The 24,024-nt window shown below is 72.0% G+C and carries 22 protein-coding genes and 1 pseudogene; 7 read left to right on the top strand and 16 right to left on the bottom strand.

The features are described from left to right. Positions 1 to 61: 61 nt before the first annotated feature. A pseudogene (locus ACFVGY_RS09385) lies at positions 62 to 1,516 on the bottom strand (serine/threonine-protein kinase); the annotation flags it as partial. Positions 1,517 to 1,693: 177 nt separating this feature from the next. Then, entirely contained in the window at positions 1,694 to 3,400 is a 1,707-nt protein-coding gene (locus ACFVGY_RS09380; protein ID WP_385673404.1) for a glycerol-3-phosphate dehydrogenase/oxidase, read from the bottom strand. A gap of 260 nt (positions 3,401 to 3,660) precedes the next feature. On the opposite strand from ACFVGY_RS09380, the gene ACFVGY_RS09375 reads away from it, so the two are divergent. After that, positions 3,661 to 4,890, top strand: a complete 1,230-nt coding sequence (locus ACFVGY_RS09375) for a nucleotide sugar dehydrogenase (protein ID WP_385673401.1) — start codon at positions 3,661 to 3,663, stop codon at positions 4,888 to 4,890. Positions 4,891 to 5,157: 267 nt separating this feature from the next. Here the strand turns inward: ACFVGY_RS09375 and ACFVGY_RS09370 are convergent, their stop codons facing one another. The 4 genes from ACFVGY_RS09370 to ACFVGY_RS09355 all read right to left on the bottom strand — a co-directional run bounded on the left by ACFVGY_RS09370 (position 5,158) and on the right by ACFVGY_RS09355 (position 9,719). Continuing rightward, positions 5,158 to 6,282 (bottom strand): GuaB3 family IMP dehydrogenase-related protein, encoded by a 1,125-nt coding sequence (locus ACFVGY_RS09370; RefSeq protein ID WP_385428023.1) that lies wholly within the window; start codon positions 6,280 to 6,282, stop codon positions 5,158 to 5,160. Between the two features lie 162 nt (positions 6,283 to 6,444). After that, a complete protein-coding gene (gene guaB, locus ACFVGY_RS09365) occupies positions 6,445 to 7,959 on the bottom strand; it encodes an IMP dehydrogenase (RefSeq protein WP_385673397.1) in 1,515 nt (504 codons plus the stop codon). A gap of 156 nt (positions 7,960 to 8,115) precedes the next feature. Next, on the bottom strand, positions 8,116 to 8,745 hold the full coding sequence (locus tag ACFVGY_RS09360; RefSeq protein WP_385673394.1) for a sigma-70 family RNA polymerase sigma factor: 630 nt from the start codon (positions 8,743 to 8,745) through the stop codon (positions 8,116 to 8,118). Positions 8,746 to 9,107: 362 nt separating this feature from the next. After that, the gene (locus ACFVGY_RS09355; protein WP_003948568.1) at positions 9,108 to 9,719 is read right to left on the bottom strand and encodes a response regulator transcription factor; all 612 of its coding nucleotides are present in this window, start codon (positions 9,717 to 9,719) and stop codon (positions 9,108 to 9,110) included. Between the two features lie 388 nt (positions 9,720 to 10,107). Here ACFVGY_RS09355 and ACFVGY_RS09350 point away from each other — a divergent pair, with 388 nt between their 5' ends. Next, positions 10,108 to 10,434: a WhiB family transcriptional regulator gene (locus tag ACFVGY_RS09350; protein WP_385428017.1), complete on the top strand. Its 327-nt coding sequence runs from the start codon at positions 10,108 to 10,110 to the stop codon at positions 10,432 to 10,434. A gap of 122 nt (positions 10,435 to 10,556) precedes the next feature. Here ACFVGY_RS09350 and ACFVGY_RS09345 read toward each other — a convergent pair whose 3' ends face one another. Continuing rightward, positions 10,557 to 11,492, bottom strand: coding sequence for a LysR family transcriptional regulator (locus tag ACFVGY_RS09345; protein WP_385673391.1), 936 nt, complete (start codon positions 11,490 to 11,492; stop codon positions 10,557 to 10,559). Positions 11,493 to 11,571: 79 nt separating this feature from the next. Between ACFVGY_RS09345 and ACFVGY_RS09340 the strand changes: the two genes are divergently transcribed. The 3 genes from ACFVGY_RS09340 to ACFVGY_RS09330 all read left to right on the top strand — a co-directional run bounded on the left by ACFVGY_RS09340 (position 11,572) and on the right by ACFVGY_RS09330 (position 13,906). After that, positions 11,572 to 12,249 (top strand): MOSC domain-containing protein, encoded by a 678-nt coding sequence (locus ACFVGY_RS09340; RefSeq protein ID WP_385673389.1) that lies wholly within the window; start codon positions 11,572 to 11,574, stop codon positions 12,247 to 12,249. A gap of 117 nt (positions 12,250 to 12,366) precedes the next feature. Next, positions 12,367 to 13,140, top strand: a complete 774-nt coding sequence (locus ACFVGY_RS09335) for an SDR family NAD(P)-dependent oxidoreductase (protein WP_385673387.1) — start codon at positions 12,367 to 12,369, stop codon at positions 13,138 to 13,140. Positions 13,141 to 13,213: 73 nt separating this feature from the next. Then, on the top strand, positions 13,214 to 13,906 hold the full coding sequence (locus ACFVGY_RS09330) for an ester cyclase (protein WP_385673384.1): 693 nt from the start codon (positions 13,214 to 13,216) through the stop codon (positions 13,904 to 13,906). 178 nt (positions 13,907 to 14,084) lie between these two features. On the opposite strand, the gene groL is transcribed toward ACFVGY_RS09330, so the two are convergent. After that, positions 14,085 to 15,716: a chaperonin GroEL gene (groL, locus tag ACFVGY_RS09325; RefSeq protein WP_385673381.1), complete on the bottom strand. Its 1,632-nt coding sequence runs from the start codon at positions 15,714 to 15,716 to the stop codon at positions 14,085 to 14,087. A gap of 114 nt (positions 15,717 to 15,830) precedes the next feature. Continuing rightward, positions 15,831 to 16,139 carry a co-chaperone GroES gene (groES, locus tag ACFVGY_RS09320; protein WP_361090583.1) on the bottom strand — a complete coding sequence of 103 codons (309 nt, stop codon included), beginning with the start codon at positions 16,137 to 16,139 and terminating at the stop codon, positions 15,831 to 15,833. A 416-nt stretch (positions 16,140 to 16,555) separates the two neighbouring features. Between groES and ACFVGY_RS09315 the strand changes: the two genes are divergently transcribed. Then, positions 16,556 to 17,947, top strand: a complete 1,392-nt coding sequence (locus ACFVGY_RS09315; protein WP_385673378.1) for an FtsW/RodA/SpoVE family cell cycle protein — start codon at positions 16,556 to 16,558, stop codon at positions 17,945 to 17,947. A 35-nt stretch (positions 17,948 to 17,982) separates the two neighbouring features. Here ACFVGY_RS09315 and ACFVGY_RS09310 read toward each other — a convergent pair whose 3' ends face one another. From ACFVGY_RS09310 to ACFVGY_RS09300, 3 genes are all read right to left on the bottom strand, one after another. Further along, positions 17,983 to 18,201, bottom strand: coding sequence for a hypothetical protein (locus tag ACFVGY_RS09310; protein ID WP_385673375.1), 219 nt, complete (start codon positions 18,199 to 18,201; stop codon positions 17,983 to 17,985). 110 nt (positions 18,202 to 18,311) lie between these two features. Further along, positions 18,312 to 19,202 (bottom strand): polysaccharide deacetylase family protein, encoded by an 891-nt coding sequence (locus tag ACFVGY_RS09305; protein WP_385673372.1) that lies wholly within the window; start codon positions 19,200 to 19,202, stop codon positions 18,312 to 18,314. Continuing rightward, positions 19,199 to 20,146, bottom strand: a complete 948-nt coding sequence (locus ACFVGY_RS09300; protein ID WP_385673369.1) for a polysaccharide deacetylase family protein — start codon at positions 20,144 to 20,146, stop codon at positions 19,199 to 19,201. The genes ACFVGY_RS09305 and ACFVGY_RS09300 overlap by 4 nt, the downstream gene beginning before the upstream one ends. Positions 20,147 to 20,247: 101 nt before the next feature. On the opposite strand from ACFVGY_RS09300, the gene ACFVGY_RS09295 reads away from it, so the two are divergent. Further along, positions 20,248 to 21,426, top strand: a complete 1,179-nt coding sequence (locus ACFVGY_RS09295) for a methyltransferase domain-containing protein (protein ID WP_385673366.1) — start codon at positions 20,248 to 20,250, stop codon at positions 21,424 to 21,426. Here the strand turns inward: ACFVGY_RS09295 and ACFVGY_RS09290 are convergent. Genes ACFVGY_RS09290 through rimI form a run of 4 tightly spaced genes read right to left on the bottom strand, consistent with a single transcriptional unit; the run spans position 21,413 to position 24,022 of the window. Then, positions 21,413 to 22,057, bottom strand: a complete 645-nt coding sequence (locus tag ACFVGY_RS09290) for a hypothetical protein (RefSeq protein ID WP_385673364.1) — start codon at positions 22,055 to 22,057, stop codon at positions 21,413 to 21,415. The genes ACFVGY_RS09295 and ACFVGY_RS09290 overlap by 14 nt on opposite strands. A gap of 36 nt (positions 22,058 to 22,093) precedes the next feature. After that, positions 22,094 to 22,387, bottom strand: a complete 294-nt coding sequence (locus ACFVGY_RS09285; protein WP_385673361.1) for a hypothetical protein — start codon at positions 22,385 to 22,387, stop codon at positions 22,094 to 22,096. Further along, positions 22,384 to 23,538, bottom strand: a complete 1,155-nt coding sequence (tsaD, locus tag ACFVGY_RS09280; RefSeq protein WP_385673358.1) for a tRNA (adenosine(37)-N6)-threonylcarbamoyltransferase complex transferase subunit TsaD — start codon at positions 23,536 to 23,538, stop codon at positions 22,384 to 22,386. The genes ACFVGY_RS09285 and tsaD overlap by 4 nt, the downstream gene beginning before the upstream one ends. Further along, positions 23,531 to 24,022: a ribosomal protein S18-alanine N-acetyltransferase gene (gene rimI, locus ACFVGY_RS09275; RefSeq protein ID WP_385673442.1), complete on the bottom strand. Its 492-nt coding sequence runs from the start codon at positions 24,020 to 24,022 to the stop codon at positions 23,531 to 23,533. Before rimI ends, tsaD begins: the two co-directional genes overlap by 8 nt. Positions 24,023 to 24,024 lie beyond the last annotated feature (2 nt).

The following is a 24,024-nucleotide window of genomic DNA, read 5'->3' as shown; positions in this document are numbered from 1 at the left end:
GAGTTGATCAGGAGGCTGGTCCGTCCGGAACGGCTTATGGGTACCTGACTGGTTTCTGGCGCGGCGTGTATGGAAGGGCCGGCCGCTGCGGGGCGAGGACCGGGGCGGGCTCCGGCTCGGGCGCGTTGACCACGGCGGTCAGCATGGCCCGGGCGCGCTCCTCGTCGAGGCGGAGGGCGGGGTCCTTGACCAGCAGGCCGTAGATGATCTCGGTCAGCGGGCCGGCGTTGCGGGGCGGGTCCACCGGCTCGGTCATCACGGCCGTGAGGGTGGCCAGGGCCGACCCCTTGTCGTACGGGGGCACCCCCTCGACGGCGGCGTACAGCAGGCCGCCGAGCGACCACATGTCGGCGGGCGGACCGGGCTTCTGGCCGCGGGCGCGCTCGGGCGAGATGTACGAGGGGGCGCCGACGAGCATGCCGGTGGAAGTGATCGATGGGTCGCCCTCGACCTGCGCGATGCCGAAGTCGGTGAGGACGACGCGGCCGTTGGAGGCGATGAGCACGTTGGACGGCTTCACGTCGCGGTGCAGGATGCCCTGGCCGTGGGCGGCGCGCAGCACGTCGAGCACGGCGAGGCCGACCTCGGCGGCGCGACGGGGCGTCAGCGGGCCCTGCTCGCGTATGAACTCGGCGAGGGAGGGGCCCTCGATGAGCTCCATGACGATCCACGGGCGGCCGTCCTCGTCCACGACGTCGAAGACGGTGACTGCGCCGCCGCTGCGGATCCGGGCGATGGCCTTGGCCTCGCGGAGGGTACGGGTGATCAGGCGGCGCTTCTCGTCCTCGTCGACGCCGTTGCCGAACCGGAGTTCCTTGACGGCGACGGTGCGGCCGAGGGTCTCGTCCTCGGCCCGCCAGACGGTGCCCATGCCGCCCTTGCCGAGGACCTGGCCGAGGCGGTAGCGGCCCGCGAGGAGGCGGCCCTCCGCGCCGGCGGCCTCGGCGGCCTTGGCCGCAGCGGCCTTGACGGCGGCGGCGACGGCATCGGCCTTGTCGATGACGGGGTTCCCGGACGTCGTCCGGACGGCCTCCGCACCGCTCGTGGCGCCCTCCGGCTTGGCCGCGGGTTCGGCCCCGGTCGCGGCCGGCTTGGGCTTCGGCTTCGGCTTCGCCAGGTCGGGCTTGGCCGCCGCCGCAGGCTTGGCGTCCTCGGGCTCTGCGTCGGCGTCGGCGGCGGCGGCGTCGGCCACGGCAGCCGGGCGCGCGGCTCCGGCGGCAGGCTTCGCGTCCTCGGACCGGGCCGCAGCAGCCGGCTCGCCCTCAGCGGCCACAGCCGGCTTCGGCTTCGGCTTCGCCAGGTCGGGCTTGGCGGCGGCCGAACCGGCCGCCCCGGCCCGCGGCTTCGGCACGCCCGGCTTCGCCACGGGCACCTCGGCGGGCGCCCCGGCAGGGTCCTCGGCCGGAGCTCCGGCGGGAGGGACGACGGCCTCGACAGACGACTCCGGCTCGGCCGACACAGGCTCCGCCCGGTCCTGCTCCGCCGCAGGCGAATCGGTGTGCTCCGGCTTCGACATGCGTCCCCTCTGCGTTCGTGCCGCCTGCTCCGGCTGCCCCGGCATCCGCCCGGATGCCCGGTGGCCCGCCCCGGGAGAACCCGCGCGATAACCCGCCCCGGCAGAACCCTTATTGTTCCTCACTCCGCAACGGACGGGAGCCCCGGGTCCGCGGTTCCCCACGGATGTATCCCGGAGTTACAACGGAACGATGTCGGGCGCACCCAGCCGCGCCGCGTCGGCCGTCTGGTCGTCCGGCTGCCGCTGCGACTCCCGCTCCGCCTGCACCCTCTTGTCGTAGTGCTCCACTTCCTTCTCGATCTGCTGCTCGTCCCACCCCAGCACCGGAGCCACCAGTTCCGCGCACTCCCGCGCCGACCGGGTCCCCCGGTCGAACGTCTCGATCGAGATCCGGGTCCGTCGCGTCAGCACGTCGTCCAGGTGTCGCGCCCCTTCGTGTGACGCCGCGTAGACCACCTCCGCCCGCAGGTAGTCCTCCGCCCCGCCCAGCGGCTCCCCCAGCGAGGGGTCCTCGGCGATCAGGTCCAGCAGTTCGTCCGTCATCGAGCCGTACCGGTTCAACAGGTGTTCCACCCGGGCCACGTGAAGGCCCGTCCGGGCGGCGATCCGGGCACGGCCGTTCCACAACGCCCGGTACCCCTCCGCCCCCACCAGCGGCACGTCCTCCGTCACGCACTCCGCGACCCGCTGGTCCAACCCGTGCACGGCCTCGTCGACCGCGTCCTTCGCCATGACCCGGTACGTCGTGTACTTGCCGCCCGCGACGACCACCAGGCCCGGCACTGGATGGGCCACCGTGTGCTCGCGCGACAGCTTGCTCGTCGCGTCCGACTCCCCGGCCAGCAACGGCCGCAGGCCCGCGTACACCCCCTGGACGTCGTCGCGGGTCAGCGGCACGGCCAGCACCGAGTTCACCCGCTCCAGCAGGTAGTCGATGTCGGCGCTGGACGCCGCCGGGTGCGCCTTGTCCAGGTCCCAGTCGGTGTCCGTGGTGCCCACGATCCAGTGCCGCCCCCACGGGATGACGAACAGCACCGACTTCTCGGTCCGCAGGATCAGCCCGGTGCTCGAATGGATGCGGTCCTTCGGGACGACGAGGTGGATGCCCTTCGACGCCCTCACGTGGAACTGCCCGCGCTCCCCGATCAGCGCCTGTGTGTCGTCCGTCCACACCCCGGTCGCGTTCACCACCTGCCGGGCCCGGACCTCGTACTCCCCTCCGCCCTCCACGTCCCGCACCCGCGCCCCGACCACCCGTTCGCCCTCGCGCAGGAAGCCGATCACCCGCGCCCGGTTGGCGCAGTGCGCCCCGTACACGGCGGCCGTCCGGACGAGCGCGGTGACGTAGCGCGCGTCGTCCATCTGGGCGTCGTAGTACTGCAGGGCGCCCACCAGCGCGTCCTTGCGCAGGGCCGGGGCCACGCGCAGGGCGCGCCGGCGCGACAGGTGGCGGTGCACCGGCAGTCCCCGGCCGTGCCCGCTGGACACCGACATCGCGTCGTACAGGGCGACGCCCGACCCGGCGTAGAACCGCTCCCACCCCTTGTGCTGCAGCGGGTACAGGAACGGCACCGGCCTGACCAGGTGTGGTGCCAGCCGCTCCAGCAGCAGGCCGCGCTCCTTCAACGCCTCCCGTACGAGGGCGAAGTCGAGCATCTCCAGGTAGCGCAGGCCGCCGTGGATGAGCTTGCTGGACCGGCTGGAGGTGCCCGACGCCCAGTCCCGGGCCTCGACGAGCCCGGTGGACAGGCCCCTGGTCACGGCGTCGAGGGCGGTGCCCGCGCCGACCACGCCCGCGCCCACCACCAGTACGTCCAGTTCCCGTTCGGCCATCCGGGCGAGTGCTTCCGCGCGCTGCGCCGGCCCCAGTGTCGCTGTCCTCACGGCTGCCTCCCGTCGGTGCGGGCGTACCCACTCGGTGCGGGCGGTCCCGCTCGCGTCCCCCGCCCTCGATTCTGACCCGCCGTACCCGCATCAGCCACCGCCTGTGGACAACACAACGGTGACCATCACCCCGTAATACGACAGATCGGTCATATATACGCCTAGTCTGACATCGTGCCAGCTCATGCGGCCCTCCGCGGTCCACAGGAGTTGCGCACCCAGCCCCCTCATGCATGCCAGGGAAGGGACGGCAGCACCCCATGCCCGCAGACCTCGCCGTCATCGGACTCGGCCACCTCGGCCTCCCACTGGCCCAAGCGGCCGTCGCCGCCGGAATCGAGACGGTCGGCTACGCCATCGGACCGGCCACGGACTCCACCCTCACCGCCGCCGAGGTCCGGCGCATGTCGGCCGCCGGCTTCCGGGTCACCGCCAACCCCGCCGAGCTCGGCCGCGTCCGCACCGCCGTCATCTGCGCCCCCACCCAGCTCGGCGCCGACCGCGCGCTCGACCTCGGAGCGGTCGGCGAGGCCGGCCGCACCCTCGCCGCCCGGCTGCGCCCGCGCACCACCGTCATCCTGGAGTCCGCCGCCCATCCGGGTGTCACCGAGGACTACCTGCGCCCGATCCTGGAGGACGGATCCGGGCTGCGCGCCGGCCGGGACTTCCACCTGGCCTACTCCCCCAGCCGGCACGACCCGGGCAACCGGACCCACACCATCGCCAACACCCCCAAGGTGATCGGCGGCCTCACCCCCGCCTGCACCGAGTCCGCGCACGCCTTCTACGCCCGCATCGCCGAGAAGGTGGTCCGGGCCCGCGGCCTGCGCGAGGCCGAGACCGTACAGCTGCTGGAGACCAACTACCGGCACGTCAACATCGCCCTCATGAACGAGATGGCGGTGCTCTGCCACGACCTCGGCGTCGACCTGTGGGACGTCATCCGCTGCGCCGAGACCAAGCCGTACGGGTTCCAGGCGTTCCGCCCCGGCCCGGGTGTCGGCGGCCACAGCGTCGCCCTCGACCCCAACTACCTCCCGCACACCACCCGCACCCCGGGTCACCCCCTGCGCATGGTCGGCCTGGCCCAGGAGATCAACAGCCGGATGCCGCAGTACGTCATCCAGCGCTGCGCCACCCTGCTGAACGAGCACGGCAAGTCCGCCCGCGGCGCCCGCGTCCTGCTGCTCGGGGTCACCTACAAGCCCGACCTCGCCGACCAGGAGGGCTCCCCGGCCCGCGAGATCGCCAGCCGCCTCCTCGACCTCGGGGCCCTGATCAGCTACCACGACCCGTACGTGGCCGGCTGGCGGGTGCGGGACCAGCCGGTCCCCCGCGCCGAGTCCCTCTACGAGGCGGCCGCCACCGCCGACCTGACGATCCTGCTCCAGCACCACCGCACGTACGACCTCCAGGGCCTGGCGGTGAAGGCGCAGCTGCTCCTGGACACCCGGGGGGCCAGCCCGGCGGGCGCGGCGCACCGGCTCTGACCGGTGCCGCGGTGCAAGATGCCTGGTGATCCGCGGCGCCGTGCACCGCGTCGACCTCGGGGACGCCATGCGCGGCCGTGTGCAGCGCGGCAAGCGCCACGGTCTGGTGCTGAGCCCCGGGGGGATGCCCCGGAACGTGGCCACGATCATCAGATCCGCACGGTCGACACCCGGTACGTCCACGGCGATGCCGCACACGCCGGAGGGCCGGCACCCGATCTGCCCGGGTGCCGGCCCTCCCGGCGCGTGCGCGAAGCGAGGAAGCGGTCAGCGGCGGTGCTGGGAGTCCGCGACCGTGACCTCGACGCGCTGGAACTCCTTGAGCTCGGTGTAACCGGTGGTGGCCATCGAGCGACGCAGGGCGCCGAAGAGGTTCATCGAACCGTCCGGGGTGTGCGACGGGCCGGTGAGGATCTCCTCGGTGGTGCCGACGGTGCCCAGGTGGACCTTCTTGCCGCGCGGCACGTCCTCGTGGACGGCCTCCATGCCCCAGTGGTGGCCCTTGCCGGGCGCATCGGTGGCACGGGCCAGCGGGGAGCCCATCATCACGGCGTCAGCGCCGCAGGCGATGGCCTTGGGCAGGTCGCCGGACCAGCCAACGCCACCGTCGGCGATGACGTGCACGTAGCGGCCGCCGGACTCGTCCATGTAGTCGCGGCGGGCGGCGGCCACGTCCGCGACGGCGGTCGCCATCGGGACCTGGATGCCCAGCACGTTGCGGGTGGTGTGCGCGGCGCCGCCGCCGAAGCCGACCAGGACGCCGGCCGCGCCGGTGCGCATCAGGTGCAGGGCCGCGGTGTACGTGGCGCAGCCGCCGACGATGACCGGGACGTCGAGCTCGTAGATGAACTGCTTCAGGTTCAGCGGCTCGGCGGCGCCCGAGACGTGCTCGGCGGAGACGGTGGTGCCGCGGATGACGAAGATGTCCACGCCGGCGTCCACGACGGCCTTGGAGAACTGCGCGGTGCGCTGCGGGGAGAGCGCGGCGGCGGTGACCACGCCGGAGTCGCGGACCTCCTTGATGCGCTGCCCGATCAGGTCGGCCTGGATCGGGGCGGAGTAGATCTCCTGCAGGCGGCGGGTGGCGGCCTCTTCCGGCAGCTCCGCGATCTCGTCGAGCAGCGGCTGCGGGTCCTCGTACCGGGTCCACAGGCCTTCGAGGTTCAGCACGCCGAGGCCGCCGAGCTCGCCGATGCGGATGGCCGTCTGCGGGGAGACGACGGAGTCCATGGGCGCGGCCAGGAAGGGCAGCTCGAAGCGGTAGGCGTCGATCTGCCAGGCGATCGAGACCTCCTTCGGGTCCCGCGTGCGGCGGCTCGGGACGATGGCGATGTCGTCGAACGCGTACGCCCGGCGGCCGCGCTTGCCGCGCCCGATCTCGATCTCAGTCACGTGTGGTGGCCTTTCCCTACTCGGCTACTGCCCGTCCAGTATCCCCGAAGGCCGGGGGCCCGCGTTCCGGCTTCCGCTGTACGGACGGCCCCGACGCCCGGAGCGGGCACGGATGAGGGGCGGGTCCGCGGTCCGGACCCGCCCCTCAACCGATCATGCCGTTCAGCCGTTGCGGGAGTAGTTCGGCGCCTCGACCGTCATCTGGATGTCGTGCGGGTGGCTCTCCTTCAGGCCCGCCGAGGTGATGCGGACGAACCGGCCGCGGTCCTGGAGCTCCGGCACCGTGCGGCCGCCGACGTAGAACATCGACTGGCGCAGGCCGCCGACGAGCTGGTGGACGACCGCGGCGAGCGGGCCGCGGTAGGGAACCTGGCCCTCGATGCCCTCGGGGATGAGCTTGTCGTCGCCGCCCACGCCCTCCTGGAAGTAGCGGTCCTTGGAGAACGACTTGCGGTCGCCGCGGGACTGCATCGCACCGAGCGAGCCCATGCCGCGGTACGACTTGAACTGCTTGCCGTTGATGAAGAGCAGCTCGCCCGGGGACTCCTCGCAGCCCGCGAGCAGCGAACCGAGCATCACCGTGTCGGCGCCCGCGACGAGGGCCTTGGCGATGTCGCCGGAGTACTGCAGGCCGCCGTCGCCGATGACCGGGACGCCCGCGGCCTTGGCGGCCAGCGCGGCCTCGTAGATGGCGGTGACCTGCGGGACGCCGATGCCGGCGACGACGCGGGTGGTGCAGATGGAGCCGGGGCCGACGCCCACCTTGATGCCGTCGCAGCCGGCGTCGATCAGCGCCTGGGCGCCGTCGCGGGTGGCGACGTTGCCGCCGATGACGTCGACCGAGGAGTTCGACTTGATCTTGGCGACCATGTCGCCGACCAGCCGGGAGTGGCCGTGCGCGGTGTCGACGACGATGAAGTCGACGCCGGCCTCGATCAGCGCCTGGGCGCGCTCGAACGCGTCGCCGGCGACGCCGACGGCGGCGCCGACCAGGAGGCGGCCGTCCTTGTCCTTGGCGGCGTTCGGGTACTTCTCGGCCTTGACGAAGTCCTTGACCGTGATGAGGCCCTTGAGGACGCCCGCGTCGTCGACCAGCGGAAGCTTCTCGATCTTGTGGCGGCGCAGCAGCTCCATGGCGTCCACGCCGGAGATGCCGACCTTGCCCGTGACCAGCGGCATCGGGGTCATGACCTCGCGCACCTGGCGGCTGCGGTCCGACTCGAAGGCCATGTCGCGGTTGGTGACGATGCCGAGCAGCTTGCCGGCGGCGTCGGTGACCGGGACGCCGGAGATGCGGAACTTGGCGCACAGCTCGTCGGCCTCGCGCAGCGTCGCGTCGGGGTGCACCGTGATCGGGTCGGTGACCATGCCGGACTCGGAGCGCTTGACCAGGTCGACCTGGTTGGCCTGGTCGGCGATCGACAGGTTGCGGTGCAGGACGCCGACGCCGCCCTGGCGGGCCATCGCGATCGCCATGCGCGACTCGGTGACCTTGTCCATGGCGGCGGACAGCAGCGGAATGTTGACGCGGACGTTGCGCGAGATGAGGGAAGAGGTGTCGATCTCGTCCGGCGCCATGTCGGACGCGCCCGGCAGCAGCAGGACGTCGTCGTAGGTCAGCCCGAGCGTGGCGAATTTGTCGGGCGCTCCGGATCGGTCACTGCCGTTGACAGTCATGACACCTTCCCAAATGGTCTTGCTCAGCGCGGATGTCCATGCTAACGGGATCGCGACGCGTCTCATTCCACGAGCCAGGTCACGTCCAAGTTTCGTCGTTTCCTCCTATTGATCGCAGAGCCTTGGCGGGCAATAGCGGAACCGCGGACTCCGCGTTTATTGCTCGGCGAGCGCGCGCAGCCGGCTGAGCGCACGGTGCTGGGCGACCCGTACGGCGCCCGGGGACATCCCGAGCATCTGGCCGGTCTCTTCCGCGGTCAGGCCGACCGCGACCCGCAGGACGAGGAGCTCGCGCTGCGTCTCGGGCAGGTTGGCCAGGAGCTTGCGCGCCCAGGCGGCGTCGCTGCTGAGCAGCGCCCGCTCCTCCGGGCCGAGGGAGTCGTCCGGCCGCTCGGGCATCTCGTCGGAGGGGACGGCGGTGCTGCCCGGGTGGCGCATGGCGGCCCGTTGCAGGTCGGCGACCTTGTGCGCGGCGATGGCGAAGACGAAGGCCTCGAAGGGGCGGCCGGTGTCCCGGTAGCGCGGCAGCGCCATCAGGACCGCGACGCAGACCTCCTGGGCCAGGTCCTCCACGAAGTGGCGGGCGTCCCCGGGAAGCCGGGAGAGCCGGGTGCGGCAGTAGCGGATGGCCAGCGGGTGCACGAAGGCGAGCAGGTCATGGGTGGCCTGCTCGTCGCCTTCCACGGCACGCCGCACGAGCGCGCTGACGGCCTCGGCGCTGTTGCCTTTGGCGGCTCCGGTGGGGCCGGTGGCCGCGGGGGAGCCGTGGGCCTCGTCGTCGCGCATCAATCCATGGTGCCTTGGCGCCGGAGCGTTCGCGGCACCACGGCCCGTGTTGTGCATCGAAGCGTTATGAGCGGGTGCGCCTGAGCTCTTCACTTGCACGCTCCCCTCCCGCTCGCCCGAATGTTCCGAGGCCCCATCCCAGAAATGCGCCACACCCTCAAGCATGCGGCATCGCGCACGAAGCGACACGTCCCCCGGATTGTGCCCCGCCAATCCCCGGCTACGCACGGGTACGGCCGGGAGCGGGAGCCGCCGGAAACCCCGGGAGCACCCCGGAGCACCGGGCGGACGCACCGGACGGGACGAGCGCGCCGCCCCGCCCGCCTGCTGCGGCGGACGGGACTGCTCTCAAGGGCCCGCGGTCAGCGGACCAGGCCCCAGCGGAACCCGAGCGCCACGGCGTGCGCCCGGTCCGAGGCGCCCAGCTTCTTGAACAGCCGGCGGGCGTGCGTCTTGACCGTGTCCTCGGAGAGGAAGAGCTCGCGCCCGATCTCCGCGTTGGACCGGCCGTGGCTCATCCCCTCCAGCACCTGGATCTCGCGCGCGGTGAGGGTGGGCGCGGCGCCCATCTCGGCGGAGCGGAGCCGGCGCGGGGCCAGCCGCCAGGTCGGGTCGGCGAGCGCCTGCGTGACGGTGGCCCGCAGCTCGGCGCGCGAGGCGTCCTTGTGCAGGTAGCCGCGGGCGCCGGCGGCAACCGCGAGGGCCACGCCGTCGAGGTCCTCGGCGACCGTCAGCATGATGATGCGGGCGCCCGGATCGGCGGAGAGCAGCCGGCGCACCGTCTCCACGCCACCGAGCCCGGGCATCCGTACGTCCATGAGAATCAGGTCGGAGCGGTCGGCGCCCCAGCGGCGGAGGACTTCCTCGCCGTTGGCAGCCGTCGTCACGCGCTCGACGCCGGGCACGGTGGCAACCGCGCGACGGAGCGCCTCTCGGGCAAGCGGGGAGTCGTCGCAGACGAGGACGGAAGTCATGACCGCCCTCCGGAGCTGCTGATGCGCGTCACCTTGAGCCTCCAGGCTGGTACGTATCGTCACCTGTGCGGTCGATGCTCTCGGACACCTGTCCGGGAACGCCTTGGTTCAACCGCCTTCGCTCTCTCAACGATGGTCACTCGAAAGAGTTACGGGTCGGACGGACACCTTCGGCACTCTACGTGAGGGCGCGATCACAGCCCCGACGCCACTCGCCAATCGTCCTCCATCTGGAGCTATGCCCTATTTGGCGGCTTTCCTTCCGTTCAGGGCGTGTCTGAGGCTAGATTCCCAATGAGTCATATTTACATCTACTACGACAGTAGGTGTGGTAGGTGTGGAGACTTGGACCGTATTCGCCTCAGTACCGGCACCAAGAGGACTACCCATGGCAGATTTCTCCCGCCTCCCCGGACCGAACGCCGACCTCTGGGACTGGCAGCTGCTGGCCGCCTGCCGCGGAGTCGACAGCTCCCTCTTCTTCCACCCGGAGGGTGAGCGGGGCGCGGCCAGGAGCGCGCGCGAGGCCTCCGCTAAAGAGGTCTGCATGCGATGCCCGGTGCGTTCGGAATGCGCCGCGCACGCACTTGCCGTCCGCGAGCCCTACGGGGTGTGGGGCGGCCTCACCGAGGACGAGCGCGAGGAACTGATGGGCCGGGCCCGCCATCGACTGATCCCCGCGTCGAGCACCATCGGACGGACCCCTCCGGACTGACAGCCGCACGGCCGCCCGCCTCCGGGCACGGTCGCCGAAGGAAACTGCACGCTTGCGGGAACCGTACGCAGAAACGTTTCCTCAGCCCGCGGTCCACCACGGGCGGGGCCGCCGTGCGCCGGTCAGCGCGCGGCGGCCCGCTCCAGCTCGGCCAGTGTCGCCGCCACGGCCGGTACGCGGGCCAGGTCGGGAAGCGTCAGCGCCACGATCTCCCGCTCCACGGCGGGCTCCACGGCCAGGGTGCTCACGCCCTTGGCCCGTACGGACTCCAGCGCGAGCTCCGGCAGCACGGCGACGCCCAGCCCGGCCCCGACCAGGCCCGCCACGGCCGGGTAGTCGTCGGTGGCGAAGTCGATGCGCGGGGTGAAGCCGACGCCCTCGCACACCTCGACCAGGTGGCGGCGGCAGCGCGGGCAGCCCGCGATCCAGGGCTCGTCCGCCAGCTCCGCCATGCCCAGGCGCTCCGCCCCGGCCAGCCGGTGCCCCTCGGGCACCAGCCCGACGAGGCGGTCCGTCAGGAGCGGCCGGACCACGAGGTCGTCCCACTCGGCGGCCGGCGCGGAGCCGCCGGCCCCGGCCGCGCCCCCGGACGGCCCCTCGGCCCCGGCGTAGCGGAAGGCCAGCGCCACGTCGCAGTCGCCGTCGCGCAGCATCTCCACCGAGCGCGGCGGCTCCGCCTCGACCAGCGAGATCCGGGTGCCCGGGTGCGCGGCCCGCATCGCGGCCAGCGCGGTCGGGACCAGGGTGGAGCTGCCACTGGGGAACGACACGAGTCGGACCCGCCCGGCACGCAGCCCGGCGATGGCCGCGACCTCCTCCTCGGCGGCGGTCAGCCCGGCCAGGATCCCAGCGGCGTGCCGGACCAGGGCGGCGCCGGCCTGCGTCAGCCGCATCTCGCGGCCGGCGCGGATCAGCAGCGGGGTGCCGGCGGACTGCTCCAGCGCCTTCATCTGCTGGGAGACGGCGGGCTGGGTGCAGCCGAGTTCGCGGGCGGCGGCGGAGAAGGAGCCGGTGTCGGCCACGGCGCGCAGGACCCGGAGATGGCGTGCCTCGATCATTCTTCGAGCATAAGCCCGGCTTTGACGGCGGCGTCCCGCGTCCGCGGCCCCTTTGAGGACGCTGGGTTAGCGTGTCCCCATGGCGCCCCAGCATGTGATCTCCGTGAACCTCGGCCGGGCGACGGCCGTCGACTACACCACCGCCGCGGGCGGGGTGACCGGTATCGGCAAGCGGCCGGTCCCGGGCCCGGTCCGCGTCTTCGCCCCCGGCCCCAAGGGGGTCGGCGCGAGCGGCGTGGAGGGCGACGCCGTCTGCGACCTGCGCCACCACGGCGGCGACCACCAGGCGGTGTACGCCTACGCCCGCGAGGACCTGGACTGGTGGGAGGGCGAGCTGGAACGCGAGCTGCCCGCCGGGATCTTCGGCGAGAACCTCACCACCTCCGGCATCGACGTCACCGGCGCGCTCCTCGGCGAACGCTGGCGGATCGGCTCCGGCCTCCTCCTGGAGGTGGCCTCGGCGCGCATCCCGTGCGGCACCTTCCAGGGGGCCCTCGGCGAGCAGGGCTGGGTCAAGCGGTACACGCAGGCCGTGCGGCCGGGCGCGTACCTGCGCGTGGTGCAGGAGGGGGAGGTCTCGGCCGGCGACCCGGTCGAGATGGTCAGCCGTCCGGACCACGACGTGACGGTGGGGCTCTGGTTCCGGGCGTTCACCACCGAACGCGCGCTGCTGCCGCGGACCCTGGCGGCCGGTGAGGCGATGGAGCCGAAGGCGCACGACAAGGTCCGCGCGTACGTCGAGAAGTACGGGAAGTAGCCGGCCGACGACGCACCGGCGAGGAGCCGCGCCCACCGCCGGGGGGAAAGCGGACGAAGTGGTACCGCCAGGGCGGGCCCGCTCCGGACTGTCGTCCGGGGCGGCTAGGTTGCGCATATGACGACTGCGCTGATCACTGGATCCACGGCGGGCATCGGCGCCGCCTTCGCCCGCCGGCTCGCCGCCCAGGGCCACAACCTCGTACTGGTCGCCCGCGACACCGCGCGGCTCGCCGAGCAGGCCACCGAGCTGCACGACCGGCACGGCATCGAGGCCGAGGTGCTGACGGCGGACCTGTCGACCGAGGCGGGCATCGCCGCGGTCGAGCGGCGCCTCGGCGACCGTACGCACCCGGTGGACCTGCTGGTCAACAACGCCGGGTTCGGCAACAAGGGCCGGTACCTCGAAGTGTCGATGGCGGACGAGCTGACCATGCTGAAGGTGCACATCGAGGCGGTGCTGCGGCTGACCTCGGCGGCCACCGCGTCGATGCGCTCGCGCGGCCGCGGCGGCGTCATCAACGTGGCCTCGGTGGCGGCCTTCGTACCGCGGGGCACCTACGGGGCGAGCAAGGCGTGGGTCGTGCAGTTCACGCAGGGCGCGGCGCGGGACCTGGCCGGGTCGGGCGTACGGCTGATGGCGCTGTGCCCCGGCTTCGTGCGGACCGAGTTCCACCAGCGGGCCGGGATGGGCACGGACAACATCCCCGGCTGGATGTGGCTGGACGCCGACAAGTTGGTGACGGCGGCCCTCGCCGACCTGGCGCGCGGCAAGACGGTCTCGGTCCCGGACCCGCGGTACAAGGCGCTGATGGGCGTGGTGAAGCTGACGCCGCGCGGGCTGCTGGGCGGGCTGTCCTCGCGCACGGGCCGCAAGTACGGCCCCCGGTAGGAGGCCCCAGAAGTCGGCCAGATGGCTCAAATCTCCCTAAAATGGACATATCACATCCATCCCGGGAGGCGCCATGACATTCGTACAAATAGTCGATTACGAGACGAGCAAGCCCGAGGCGGTCAGCGAGCTCTTCGACCGGTACCTGGCGCAGAGCAGCGGCAAGCGCACCGTGACGCACAGTGTGGTCGGCAGGGACCGCGAAGCCGAGACGCACTATGTCGACGTGGTCGAATTCCCGTCGTACGAAGACGCCATGAAGAACTCTCACCTCCCGGAGACGGACCGGATGTTCCAGGAGATGGTGGCCCTCTGCGACGGGATGCCGCGCTTCACCAACCTCGACGTGGTCCGCGACGAGCACCTCAACACGCTGCTCGCGAACCGGATGTTCGACGACATCGCGATGAAGGGCGACATGGCCGTCATCGAGGAGGTCTTCGCGGCGGACTACATGGACCACGACGTGTCCAACCCCGTCGACAAGACCGGGCGCGAGGCCATCCGCGAGGACGTGGAGATGTGGCGCGGCAGCTTCGACTTCTCCTTCACCCGCGACGCGCAGATGGCGCAGGACGACTACGTCAGCACCCTGTGGACCTGGACCGGCAAGCACAAGGGCGAGTTCATGGGGATCGCCCCGACCGGCAAGACCTGCACGATGACCGGCACGACGGTCTTCCGCTGCGAGAACGGGATGATCAAGGAAGGCTGGTGGCACTACGACACCAACGGCCTGATGCGGCAGCTCGGGGCGATGTCCTGAGCGCCGCCCGGGCGGTGCCCCGGGCGCAGTCCCGGGCAGTGACCCGGGCAGTGACCCGGCCGCAGTCCCGGCCCCACCCGGCCCACGGGAAGACCCCGGCCACCACCGCGGAGCGGCGGCGACCGGGGTCGCAGTCCGAACGGAGCCGGTCAGCGGTCAGCGGACCGGCTCATCGGGGTCAGTGGCTGTGGCCGTGACCGTGGCCGTGCCCGTGACCGTTGGCCTCTTCCTCTTCCTTCTTCTCGACGACCAGGGTCTCGGTCGTGAGCAGCAGGGAGGCGATGGAGGCGGCGTTCTCCAGGGCGGAGCGGGTGACCTTGACCGGGTCGATGACACCGGCCTTGACCAGGTCGCCGTACTCGCCGGTGGCGGCGTTGAAGCCGTTGCCCTTCTCCAGCTCGCCCACCTTGGAGGTGATGACGTAGCCCTCGAGGCCGGCGTTCTCGGCGATCCAGCGCAGCGGCTCGACGGCGGCGCGGCGGACGACCGCGACACCCGTGCCCTCGTCGCCGGTCAGGCCGAGGTTGTCCTCCAGGACCTTGACGGCGTGGACGAGCGCGGAGCCACCACCGGAGACGATGCCCTCCTCGACCGCGGCGCGGGTCGCGGAGATGGCGTCCTCCAGACGGTGCTTCTTCTCCTTCAGCTCCACCTCGGTGGCGGCGCCGACCTTGATGACGCAGACGCCGCCGGCGAGCTTCGCCAGGCGCTCCTGCAGCTTCTCGCGGTCCCAGTCGGAGTCGGTCGCGTCGATCTCGGCCTTGATCTGGTTGACGCGGCCGAGCACGTCCTCGGCGGAGCCGGCACCGTCGACGATGGTGGTGTCGTCCTTGGTGATGGTCACGCGGCGCGCCGTGCCCAGGATGTCCAGGCCGGCCTGGTCGAGCTTGAGGCCGACCTCCTCGGCGATGACGGTGCCGCCGGTGAGGGTGGCCATGTCCTGGAGCATCGCCTTGCGGCGGTCACCGAAGCCGGGCGCCTTGACGGCGACCGCGTTGAAGGTGCCGCGGATCTTGTTGACGACGAGGGTGGAGAGGGCCTCGCCCTCGACGTCCTCGGCGATGATCAGCAGCGGCCGGGAGCCACCCGCCTGGATGACCTTCTCCAGCAGCGGCAGCAGGTCCTGGATGGAGGAGATCTTGCCCTGGTTGATCAGGATGTAGGGGTCCTCCAGGACCGCCTCCATGCGCTCCTGGTCCGTGACGAAGTACGGCGACAGGTAGCCCTTGTCGAAGGCCATGCCCTCGGTGAACTCGAGCTCCAGGCCGAAGGCGTTGGACTCCTCGACGGTGATGACACCGTCCTTGCCGACCTTGTCCATCGCCTCGGCGATGAGCTCGCCGACCTGCTGGTCCTGCGCGGAGAGCGCGGCCACGGCGGCGATGTCGGACTTGTCCTCGATCGGACGGGCGGTCGCGAGGAGCTCGGCGGACACGGCCTTGACCGCGGCGTCGATGCCCTTCTTCAGGGCGGCCGGGGAGGCGCCGGCGGCGACGTTGCGCAGACCCTCGCGGACCAGCGCCTGGGCCAGCACGGTGGCGGTGGTGGTGCCGTCACCCGCGATGTCGTTGGTCTTGGTCGCCACCTCCTTCACCAGCTGCGCGCCGAGGTTCTCGTACGGGTCGTCCAGCTCGACCTCGCGGGCGATGGTGACACCGTCGTTGGTGATGGTGGGGGCGCCGAACTTCTTGTCGATGACGACGTTGCGGCCCTTGGGGCCGATCGTCACCTTGACCGTGTCGGCAAGCTTGTTGACGCCGCGCTCGAGGGCGCGACGGGCGTCCTCGTCGAACTTCAGGATCTTCGCCATGGGAGCGGTTCAGCCCTCTCGGAAAACTAGGGTTCAACGACCCGCGCCCCTCGCCGCCCGGCAATCAGCGGGGTGACCAGGGGCGCAGATCAAAGCAGTTCTGGGAGAAGTGAATTACTTCTCGATGATCGCGAGCACGTCGCGAGCCGAGAGGACGAGGTACTCCTCGCCGCTGTACTTCACCTCGGTGCCGCCGTACTTGCTGTACAGCACGATGTCGCCGACGTTGACGTCCAGCGGGAGACGCTGGCCGTCCTCGAAGCGGCCCGGGCCCACGGCGAGGACGACGCCCTCCTGGGGCTTCTCCTTCGCGGTGTCCGGGATGACCAGGCCAGAGGCCGTGGTCTGCTCGGCGTCGAGCGGCTGGACCACGATGCGGTCCTCAAGCGGCTTGATGGCAACCTTGGAGCTGGTGGTCGTCACGATCCGACCTCCCCCTTCGGAGATCTCACGGGGTTAACTGTCTGAGGTGGCGACCAGGTGGATCCGTCGTCGCGGGTGCCGGACCTGCCCGTCGCTGTGTTGGCACTCACCGGGGGTGAGTGCCAGGTGCGAGACTATTCCGGCGATTAGCACTCGGTCAAGCGGAGTGCCAATACGCTCCCCCGGTTCGCACATCCGGCCACCCCGATCGCCGGTTCGGCCGGATCCGGCCGGTCCTCCGCCGCCGCCCCTCCTCCACCCCGCACCCCGCCCGTACGGACCGGAAGGAACCCCGGAGAGGACCTCGTCGTCTTAGACGATATGAAGATAAAGCGGCTCATTGATGACCAGATCGGACCAATGCCTTCCGCGCCCTGCGCCGGCACCGACGGTCGCGGTGACCCGTGCGGGGGCTGATGCCGCCGACGGCGGCCGGGGCCCGCCGTCGCACCGAGGCGCTGCTGCTCGTCCTCGTCGTCGGCATCACCGTCCTCGGGCACGCGAGCGCCGGCTGGGGGCTGAACGGCGAGCTGCCGGTCGACCTCTCCGGCTTCGCGATCAGCATGAGCCTGCTGGCCCTGGTGGCGCACCTGGGCGTGCGCCGGTTCGCGGCGTACGCGGATCCGCTGGTCCTGCCGCTGGCCGTGCTGCTGACCGGGCTCGGGCTGGTGCTGCTGCACCGGCTCGACCAGTCGTACATCGAGCGGTACGGCGCCGAGGCCAATGCCCCCGGCCAGCTGGTGTGGACGGTGATCGGGGTGGCCGCCTGCCTGCTGGTGGTGGCGCTGCTGCGGGACCACCGGCTGCTCCAGCGGTTCATCTACCTCACGATGGCCGGGGCGCTGGTCCTGCTGATCGCGCCGGCGTTCTCGCCCGCGGACACGTACGGGGCGAAGCGTTGGGTCGTCGTCGGCGGCTTCTCCGCGCAGCCGGGCGAGTTCGTGAAGATCATGATCGCGGTCTTCTTCGCGGGCTACCTGGTGGTCCACCGGGACTCCCTGGCCCTGACCGGCCGGCGGTTCCTGGGCCTGCGGCTGCCCCCGATGCGGCAGCTGGGCCCGATCGTGACGGTGTGGATCCTGTCGATGCTGGTGCTGGTCTTCGAGCGCGACCTGGGCACCTCGCTGATCTTCTTCGGCGTCTTCGTGGTGATGCTGTACGTCGCCACCGAGCGCACGGGCTGGATCGTGTGCGGGATGGTGATGGCCGCGGGCGGGGCCTTCGTCGTCGGCTCGACCGAGCCGCACGTCAAGGCGCGCGTGGCCGCCTGGCTGAACCCCCTGTCGTACTACTGGCAGGACCGGCCGCCGGGGGTCACCTCGGACCAGTCGGCGCAGGCCCTGTTCAGCTTCGGCACCGGCGGCATCTCGGGGACCGGGCTCGGCCAGGGACACCCGGAGCTGATCGCGTTCGCGGGCCGCAGCGACTTCATCCTGACGACGGTGGGCGAGGAGCTCGGCCTGGCCGGGGTCATGGCGGTGCTGCTCCTCTACGCCCTGCTCGTGCAGCGGGGGCTGCGCATGGCGCTGGGCGCCCGCGACCCGTTCGGGAAGCTGCTGGCGGTGGGCCTGGCGGCGGCGCTGGCGCTCCAGGTGTTCGTGGTGGCCGGCGGCGTGACGGGGCTGATCCCGCTGACCGGCAAGGCGCTGCCGTTCCTGGCGAAGGGCGGCTCGTCCCTGCTGGCCAACTGGATCATGATCGCGCTGCTGCTGCGGATCAGCGACAGCGCGGAACGGCAGCGCCTGGCGGACCGCCGCGGCCCGGTGGAGACCGTGATCACGCCGGTGGTGGCGGCCGGCCGGGGCTGAGGGGGCCGGGGGCCGCGGACTTCCGGGGCGGGGACTCAGCCGCCGTCGGCGGACTCGATCACCCGTTTGGCCGCCTCGGCCTCGGCCGCGGCGGGTGACAGCTCGGAGAGGGTGTCGAGGTCGTGGTCCCTCTCCAGCTCCCGCTCCCAGGCGTCGGCGAGCTCCTGCTGCCGGGCGGGGGGCAGCTCTTGGACCTTCTCCCGATGGGCAGGGCTCAGGGCGTTCAGGAAACGCTCGACGGTGTCGATCGGCATCGCTTCGCCTCCCGGTTCGGCGGGGGTGGGGTGTGCGTGCGTCCATTCCTCCCGCGGCGGACCCGCCCCGTACCCGACGGCCCCCGCCCTTCACCTGAACGGGCCGTGGCCTAGAGGTAGTCCTCCAGACGGCCTATGCGGAAGCCCTGCTCCTGGATGCTCCGCAGCATGCGGGTGGTCATCTGGACCTCGGTCGCGCCCTTGAGCTCGGAGGGGCCGCGGAAGTGGGCCAGGATGATGTCGCCGGGTTTGAGGCCGGAGCCCTCGGCGTACTGGAAGTCGTTGATCTGCATCGACGCCCGCCACAGGACCACCTGCGTGATGCCGCACTCGGCGGCCGCCTTGAGCGTGTCGTCGTTGTAGTTGCCGAACGGCGGACGGAAGCGGGCGGGCCTGGTCCCGAAGCGCTTCTCCAGGCGTTCCTGCTGACCGCATATCTCCTTCTTCTGCGCCGCGAAGGGCAGGGTCCGGAGGTTCGGGTGGGTCAGGGTGTGGTTGTTGATGGTGCTGCCGGAGCCGTTGTCCCGGAGCTTCTCGAAGTGGCCGTAGTCCGACGACGCGACGTTGTCGGTCAGGTACATGCTGATCGGCAGCTTCAGGTCGGCCGCCATCTTCAGGAACTCGGGGTCCTTCTCGGCGCCGTCGTCGAAGGTCAGGAAGACGACCTTGTCCGTGGCCGGCACGGGTATTCGGTCCACGACCTGGGCCTTGCCGGGGGCGGCCGGCGGCAGGGCCGGTTTCTGCGCCGGCTTCGGCGCGTACTGCACCGGGGCGGTCAGCCCCCACTTCTTGTACGCCTGGTCCCCGGCGCCGGCCGAGGGCGACGCGCCCGGGCCGCCCTGGGCGGCGGCCCCGGACGAGGCCGACGGGCTCGGCTGCTCGTGGGTGGCCTTGCGGCCGAGCCGCTCGATGGGGTCCACGCTGTCCCCACACCCCGCCAGGGACAGCGCGAGCGCGCCGGCCGTCAGCGTTCCGGCCACCAGCCGGCGCGCGTACCTCACAAGTAGTCCTCCAAGCGGGCCACGGCGTACCCCTTGTCCGTGACGGTCTTCATGACGTGCCGGACCATGTCGGGCATGGTGCCCTCCCAGTCCTCGCGCCCCCGGAAATGCGTGAGGATGATATCTCCGGGATGCAGGTCGCGGTCCCATTCACGGTAGTCCATCCGGTTCGGGAAGGCCTCGGCGTTCCACAGCGGAACCGCTGTGATTCCACAGGACTTGGCTGCGCGCAGGGTGTCGTGGTTGTAGTTCCCGTACGGCGGGCGGAAGAGCGTCGGCCGCTTGCCGAACGCCCTTTTGATCGCGTCCTGCTGTCCGCAGATCTCCTGCCGCTGCTTGTCGTACGACAGCCCCGGCATGTAGCGGTGGTTGAGCGAGTGGTTGTTCAGGCTGACCCCGGCGGCCTGCATCTCCTTGAAGTAGGGGTAGTTGTCGCGGACGAGGTAGTCGCTGAGGAACGCCGTGTACGGGATCTTCAGCTCCTGCATCATCTTCAGGAACTCGGGGTCCTTCTCCGCGCCGTCATCGACCGTCAGGAAGACGACCTTGTCCTCCGTCGGGATCGTGGTGAAGACGGGCGGGAGGGTCTCGTGGCCCTCGACCGCGAAGCCGTCGCGGGTTTTGATCTCCGGCTTCTCCTTCGGCGCCGGCGGCGCGTGGAGCGGCGGCTTGGCCAGCTTCCACTTCTTCACCGCGGCGAGCTGGGCCTTTCGGGCGGCCGCCTGCTGCTCGGCGCGGGCACCCGGGGCCGCGGTCGCCGCCCCGGCGGTCGTGCCGCCCTTGGTGGGGGCGGCTGCGTCGCCGGAGTCCGCGGAGGTGCCGCATGCCGTTCCGAGGGCGGCGACGAGGAGCGCGGACAGGACGACCCCGGTCCGGCCGCGCGAGCCGGCGGTGCGCCGGCGACCGTGAAGCGTCTTTTGTTCTTTTTGTCTTACTAGCTGCATAGCAGCGGATCCTGACACCACGACAGCACTCCGCCCCCGCCGACACCGCGGACGGAAGGCGACCTTCCATCGAGTGGCGCACACTGGCCGACAATGGGACGGTGACCCCCGAAGACTTCGCCGCCCTCCTGACCCCCGAGGGCCGCGCCCTCCTGGACTCGCTCCGCGACTACGACCCGGGCCAGGAGCTCGCCGTCGCCACCCGGCTGCGCCGCGAGCACCCCGCGCAGCTGGTCTCCGCCGCGCTCGGGCAGGCCCGGCTGCGGCAGCGCGCGGTGGCGAAGTTCGGGGCGGAGGACGCCTTCCGGATGTACTTCACGCCCGGCGGGGCCGAGATGGCCACCCGCGCCCCGGTGGCGGCGTACCGCGCCGAGCGGTTCGCGGCGCTCGGCGTGCGCAGCGTCGCCGACCTGTGCTGCGGCATCGGCGGGGACGCGCTGGCCCTGGCCCGGCTCGGCATCCGGGTGCTGGCGGTGGACCGCGACCCGCTGACCGTGGCCGTGGCCCGGGCGAACGCCGAGGCGCTGGGGCTGGCGGACCTGATCGAGGTCCGGGAGGCGGACGTGACCGGCGTCGACACCGCCGGGTACGACGCCGTCTTCCTCGACCCGGCCCGGCGCGGCGGCCGGGGCCGGACGTTCGATCCGGAGGCCTACTCGCCGCCGCTGTCCTGGGCCGTGGAGGCGGCCCGTACGGCGCGGTACGCGGCGATCAAGATCGCCCCCGGGATCCCGCACGAGGCGGTGCCGGAGCGGGCCGAGGCCGAGTGGATCTCCGACCACGGGGACGTGAAGGAGGCCGTGCTGTGGTTCGGGACCGCCCCGGGCACCGTCCGCGCGACCCTGCTCCCCGGCCCGCGCACCCTCGACACCGCCGGCCCGCTCCCCGCCCCGGAGACGGGGCCGGTCGGCCGCTACCTGTACGAGCCCGACGGCGCCGTCATCCGCGCCCACCTCGTCGCCGAGGTCGCGCGGCAGCTCGGGGGCCGGCTCATCGACCCGACCATTGCCTACGTCACCTCCGACGAGCTGCGCGCGACGGCGTACGCGACCGCCTACGAGATCACCGACGTGCTGCCGTTCGGCCTGAAGAAGCTGAAGGCGCTGCTGCGGGAGCGTGAGGTCGGCATCCTGACCGTGAAGAAGCGCGGCTCGGCCATCGAGCCGGAGGAACTGCGCAAGAAGGTCAAGCCCCAGGGGCGGAACGCGGCGACCGTGTTCCTGACCCGGGTCGCGGGGGCCCCGTCGATGCTGATCGGGTCCCCGGTCAGCGCCCCGTGACGGCGGGCGGCGGGGGCGGGAAGGCGCGCACGGCCCAGCGGTGGTGCGCACCGGCCTTGCCGAGGCCGAGCAGGCCGGTGACCCACAGGATGGTGCCGAAGCCGATGAGGTACGCCACCTCGCCGTACGTGGTGTCGCCCGGCCGGGCCGATGCGGCGGCGGCGAAGGACACGTAGAACCCGAACGCGGCCACCGCGCCGGAGGCGAGCGCCCAGAACAGGCTCATGCCGGGTGAGCGCAGCCACGCGTCGGCGGCCGGGTCCGGGTCCACCTCGGCCCAGGCGCGCAGCAGCCGGCGCATCGCGCGGTCCCGCCGGACGCACCAGGCGAACCAGAACCCGGTCGGGATCATCACGCCCGCCCCGAGGAGGGCGAAGACCGCACCGTAGACCACCGAGAAGGGGTCACGGGTCTCGAAGGACAGCAGGGCCGCGCCGACGAGGGACCAGCCGATGGCGAAGACGGCGGCCACGGCCCAGAGCAGGAGCAGCCGCCCCGGGCCCAGGCTGCGGCGCTCCAGCTCCCGCAGGATGCGTACGCGGTCGGCGCGCAGGGCCCGGACGGAGGCCCCGTCCAGCTGAGCCCGTACGGGGGCGGGCGGCGGCGGGGGCGGCAGGTCGGGGTGCGTCATGCACATGACCCTAGCCAGAGCGGATCGCCCCGCGGCTCAGGACCCGCCGGCGCCGGCGCCGGAGCTCTCCGCCTCCACCGACTCGAACCGCCAGCGGTGCACGGCGCGCGTGACCAGGTCGGCCGCGGGCTCGGGGAGTTCGGGGAGGTCGGCCGCCAGGCCCTCGGCCGCCTCCCACCAGGTGATCACCAGCACCCGGTCCTGCGGGGCCCGCAGCACCTCGCGGCGCAGCGGCTCCCGGGCGAGGACCTGCGCCCGGGCCCACTCCAGCAGCTCGGCGCCGCGGCCGTCGGCGGCGCGGGCCTCCCACATCAGGGCGACGGTGCTCATGAGTACAGGTTGTCCTTGCTCAGCTCGTGCACGTGGTCGTGGTCGTGGCCGTGCCCGTGCGCGTGCCCCTCCCCCTGACCCTGTTCGTCCCCGCCCTCCGGGTCGGTGGTGCCCGGCACGTGCGGGTCCGTCACCGGCAGCGAGGAGTCCGCCGACAGGTCCCAGTCCGAGGCGGGACGGTTCCGCTTGACCATCTCCGCGCCCAGCGCCGCGACCATCGCGCCGTTGTCCGTGCACAGCTTCGGCCGCGGCACCCGCAGGATGATCCCCGCGTCGTCGCAGCGCTCCTGCGCGAGCGCCCGCAGCCGGGAGTTGGCCGCGACCCCGCCGCCGATCATCAGGTGGTCGACGCCCTCGTCCTTGCAGGCGCGGATCGCCTTGCGGGTCAGCACGTCCACCACGGCCTCCTGGAAGGACGCCGCGACATCGCGCACCGGCACCTCCTCGCCCGCGTTCCGCTTCGCCTCGATCCAGCGGGCGACCGCCGTCTTGAGCCCGGAGAAGGAGAAGTCGTACGCCGGGTCGCGCGACCCGGTCAGCCCGCGCGGGAAGTTGATCGCCTTCGGGTCGCCCTCCTTGGCCAGCCGGTCGATGACCGGGCCGCCGGGGAAGCCGAGGTGCAACACGCGCGCGATCTTGTCGAAGGCCTCGCCCGCCGCGTCGTCGATGGTCGCGCCCAGCGGCCGCACGTCGGAGGTGATGTCCGGGGCGAGCAGCAGGGAGGAGTGCCCGCCGGACACCAGCAGCGCCATCGTCGGCTCCGGCAGCGGCCCGTGCTCCAGCTGGTCCACGCAGATGTGCGAGGCCAGGTGGTTCACCCCGTACAGCGGCTTGCCGAGCGCGTACGCGTACGCCTTGGCCGCCGAGACGCCGACGAGCAGCGCCCCCGCGAGGCCGGGGCCGGCGGTGACCGCGATGCCGTCGAGATCGCGGGCGCTGACCCCGGCCTCCTTCAGGGCGCGTTCGATGGTCGGGACCATCGCCTCCAGGTGGGCGCGGGAGGCCACCTCGGGCACGACGCCGCCGAAGCGCGCGTGCTCGTCGACGCTCGACGCGACCGCGTCCGCCAGCAGGGTGGTGCCGCGGACGATGCCGACGCCGGTCTCGTCGCAGGAGGTCTCGATGCCGAGGACGAGGGGTTCGTCAGCCATGGGTCTCACCTTGTACGGGTCCGTCCGCGGGGACGGAGAGTGCGGGATCGGAAAGGCGCATCACGAGCGCGTCGACGTTGCCGGGCTGGTAGTAGCCCCTGCGGAAGCCGATGGGCTCGAATCCGAAGCGCTCGTAGAGCTTCTGGGCCCGGGTGTTGTCCACCCGCACCTCCAGCAGCACCTCGGCGACCTCGAACGCGGTGGCCGCGCGCAGCAGGTCGGTCAGGAGGCGGGCGCCGAGCCCGGTCCCCCACTGGTCGCGCGCGGCCGCGATGGTCTGTACGTCGGCCAGGTCACCGGCGGCGGCCAGCCCGGCGTAGCCGACGAGGCGGCCTTCCGCGTCCTCGGCCACGACGTAGTGGCGGGTGGCGTGCGGGCCGCGGGCGTGGGCGAGCTCGGACCAGAACATTCCGGCGGACCAGGCGTCCTCCGGGAACAGCTCCTGCTCCAGTTCCAGCACGGGCTCGATGTCCCACCAGCGCATCT

The sequence above is a fragment of the Streptomyces sp. NPDC127106 genome, assembly GCF_042677605.1.
Lineage (GTDB): Bacteria > Actinomycetota > Actinomycetes > Streptomycetales > Streptomycetaceae > Streptomyces.
Note: the sequence above shows the minus strand (reverse complement) of the source record. Positions and strands in the feature narration are given on the sequence as shown.

What these genes read in the sequence shown, in the direction of transcription:
- ACFVGY_RS09375 (WP_385673401.1), top strand. Translation starts at nt 3,661, where the DNA reads ATGCCCGCAGACCTCGCCGTCATCGGACTCGGCCACCTCGGCCTCCCA.
- guaB (WP_385673397.1), bottom strand. Translation starts at nt 7,959, where the DNA reads ATGACTGTCAACGGCAGTGACCGATCCGGAGCGCCCGACAAATTCGCC.
- ACFVGY_RS09360 (WP_385673394.1), bottom strand. Translation starts at nt 8,745, where the DNA reads ATGCGCGACGACGAGGCCCACGGCTCCCCCGCGGCCACCGGCCCCACC.
- ACFVGY_RS09355 (WP_003948568.1), bottom strand. Translation starts at nt 9,719, where the DNA reads ATGACTTCCGTCCTCGTCTGCGACGACTCCCCGCTTGCCCGAGAGGCG.
- ACFVGY_RS09350 (WP_385428017.1), top strand. Translation starts at nt 10,108, where the DNA reads ATGGCAGATTTCTCCCGCCTCCCCGGACCGAACGCCGACCTCTGGGAC.
- ACFVGY_RS09345 (WP_385673391.1), bottom strand. Translation starts at nt 11,492, where the DNA reads ATGATCGAGGCACGCCATCTCCGGGTCCTGCGCGCCGTGGCCGACACC.
- ACFVGY_RS09340 (WP_385673389.1), top strand. Translation starts at nt 11,572, where the DNA reads ATGGCGCCCCAGCATGTGATCTCCGTGAACCTCGGCCGGGCGACGGCC.
- ACFVGY_RS09335 (WP_385673387.1), top strand. Translation starts at nt 12,367, where the DNA reads ATGACGACTGCGCTGATCACTGGATCCACGGCGGGCATCGGCGCCGCC.
- ACFVGY_RS09330 (WP_385673384.1), top strand. Translation starts at nt 13,214, where the DNA reads ATGACATTCGTACAAATAGTCGATTACGAGACGAGCAAGCCCGAGGCG.
- groL (WP_385673381.1), bottom strand. Translation starts at nt 15,716, where the DNA reads ATGGCGAAGATCCTGAAGTTCGACGAGGACGCCCGTCGCGCCCTCGAG.
- ACFVGY_RS09315 (WP_385673378.1), top strand. Translation starts at nt 16,556, where the DNA reads ATGCCGCCGACGGCGGCCGGGGCCCGCCGTCGCACCGAGGCGCTGCTG.
- ACFVGY_RS09310 (WP_385673375.1), bottom strand. Translation starts at nt 18,201, where the DNA reads ATGCCGATCGACACCGTCGAGCGTTTCCTGAACGCCCTGAGCCCTGCC.
- ACFVGY_RS09300 (WP_385673369.1), bottom strand. Translation starts at nt 20,146, where the DNA reads ATGCAGCTAGTAAGACAAAAAGAACAAAAGACGCTTCACGGTCGCCGG.
- ACFVGY_RS09290 (WP_385673364.1), bottom strand. Translation starts at nt 22,057, where the DNA reads ATGACGCACCCCGACCTGCCGCCCCCGCCGCCGCCCGCCCCCGTACGG.
- ACFVGY_RS09285 (WP_385673361.1), bottom strand. Translation starts at nt 22,387, where the DNA reads ATGAGCACCGTCGCCCTGATGTGGGAGGCCCGCGCCGCCGACGGCCGC.
- tsaD (WP_385673358.1), bottom strand. Translation starts at nt 23,538, where the DNA reads ATGGCTGACGAACCCCTCGTCCTCGGCATCGAGACCTCCTGCGACGAG.
- rimI (WP_385673442.1), bottom strand. Translation starts at nt 24,022, where the DNA reads ATGCGCTGGTGGGACATCGAGCCCGTGCTGGAACTGGAGCAGGAGCTG.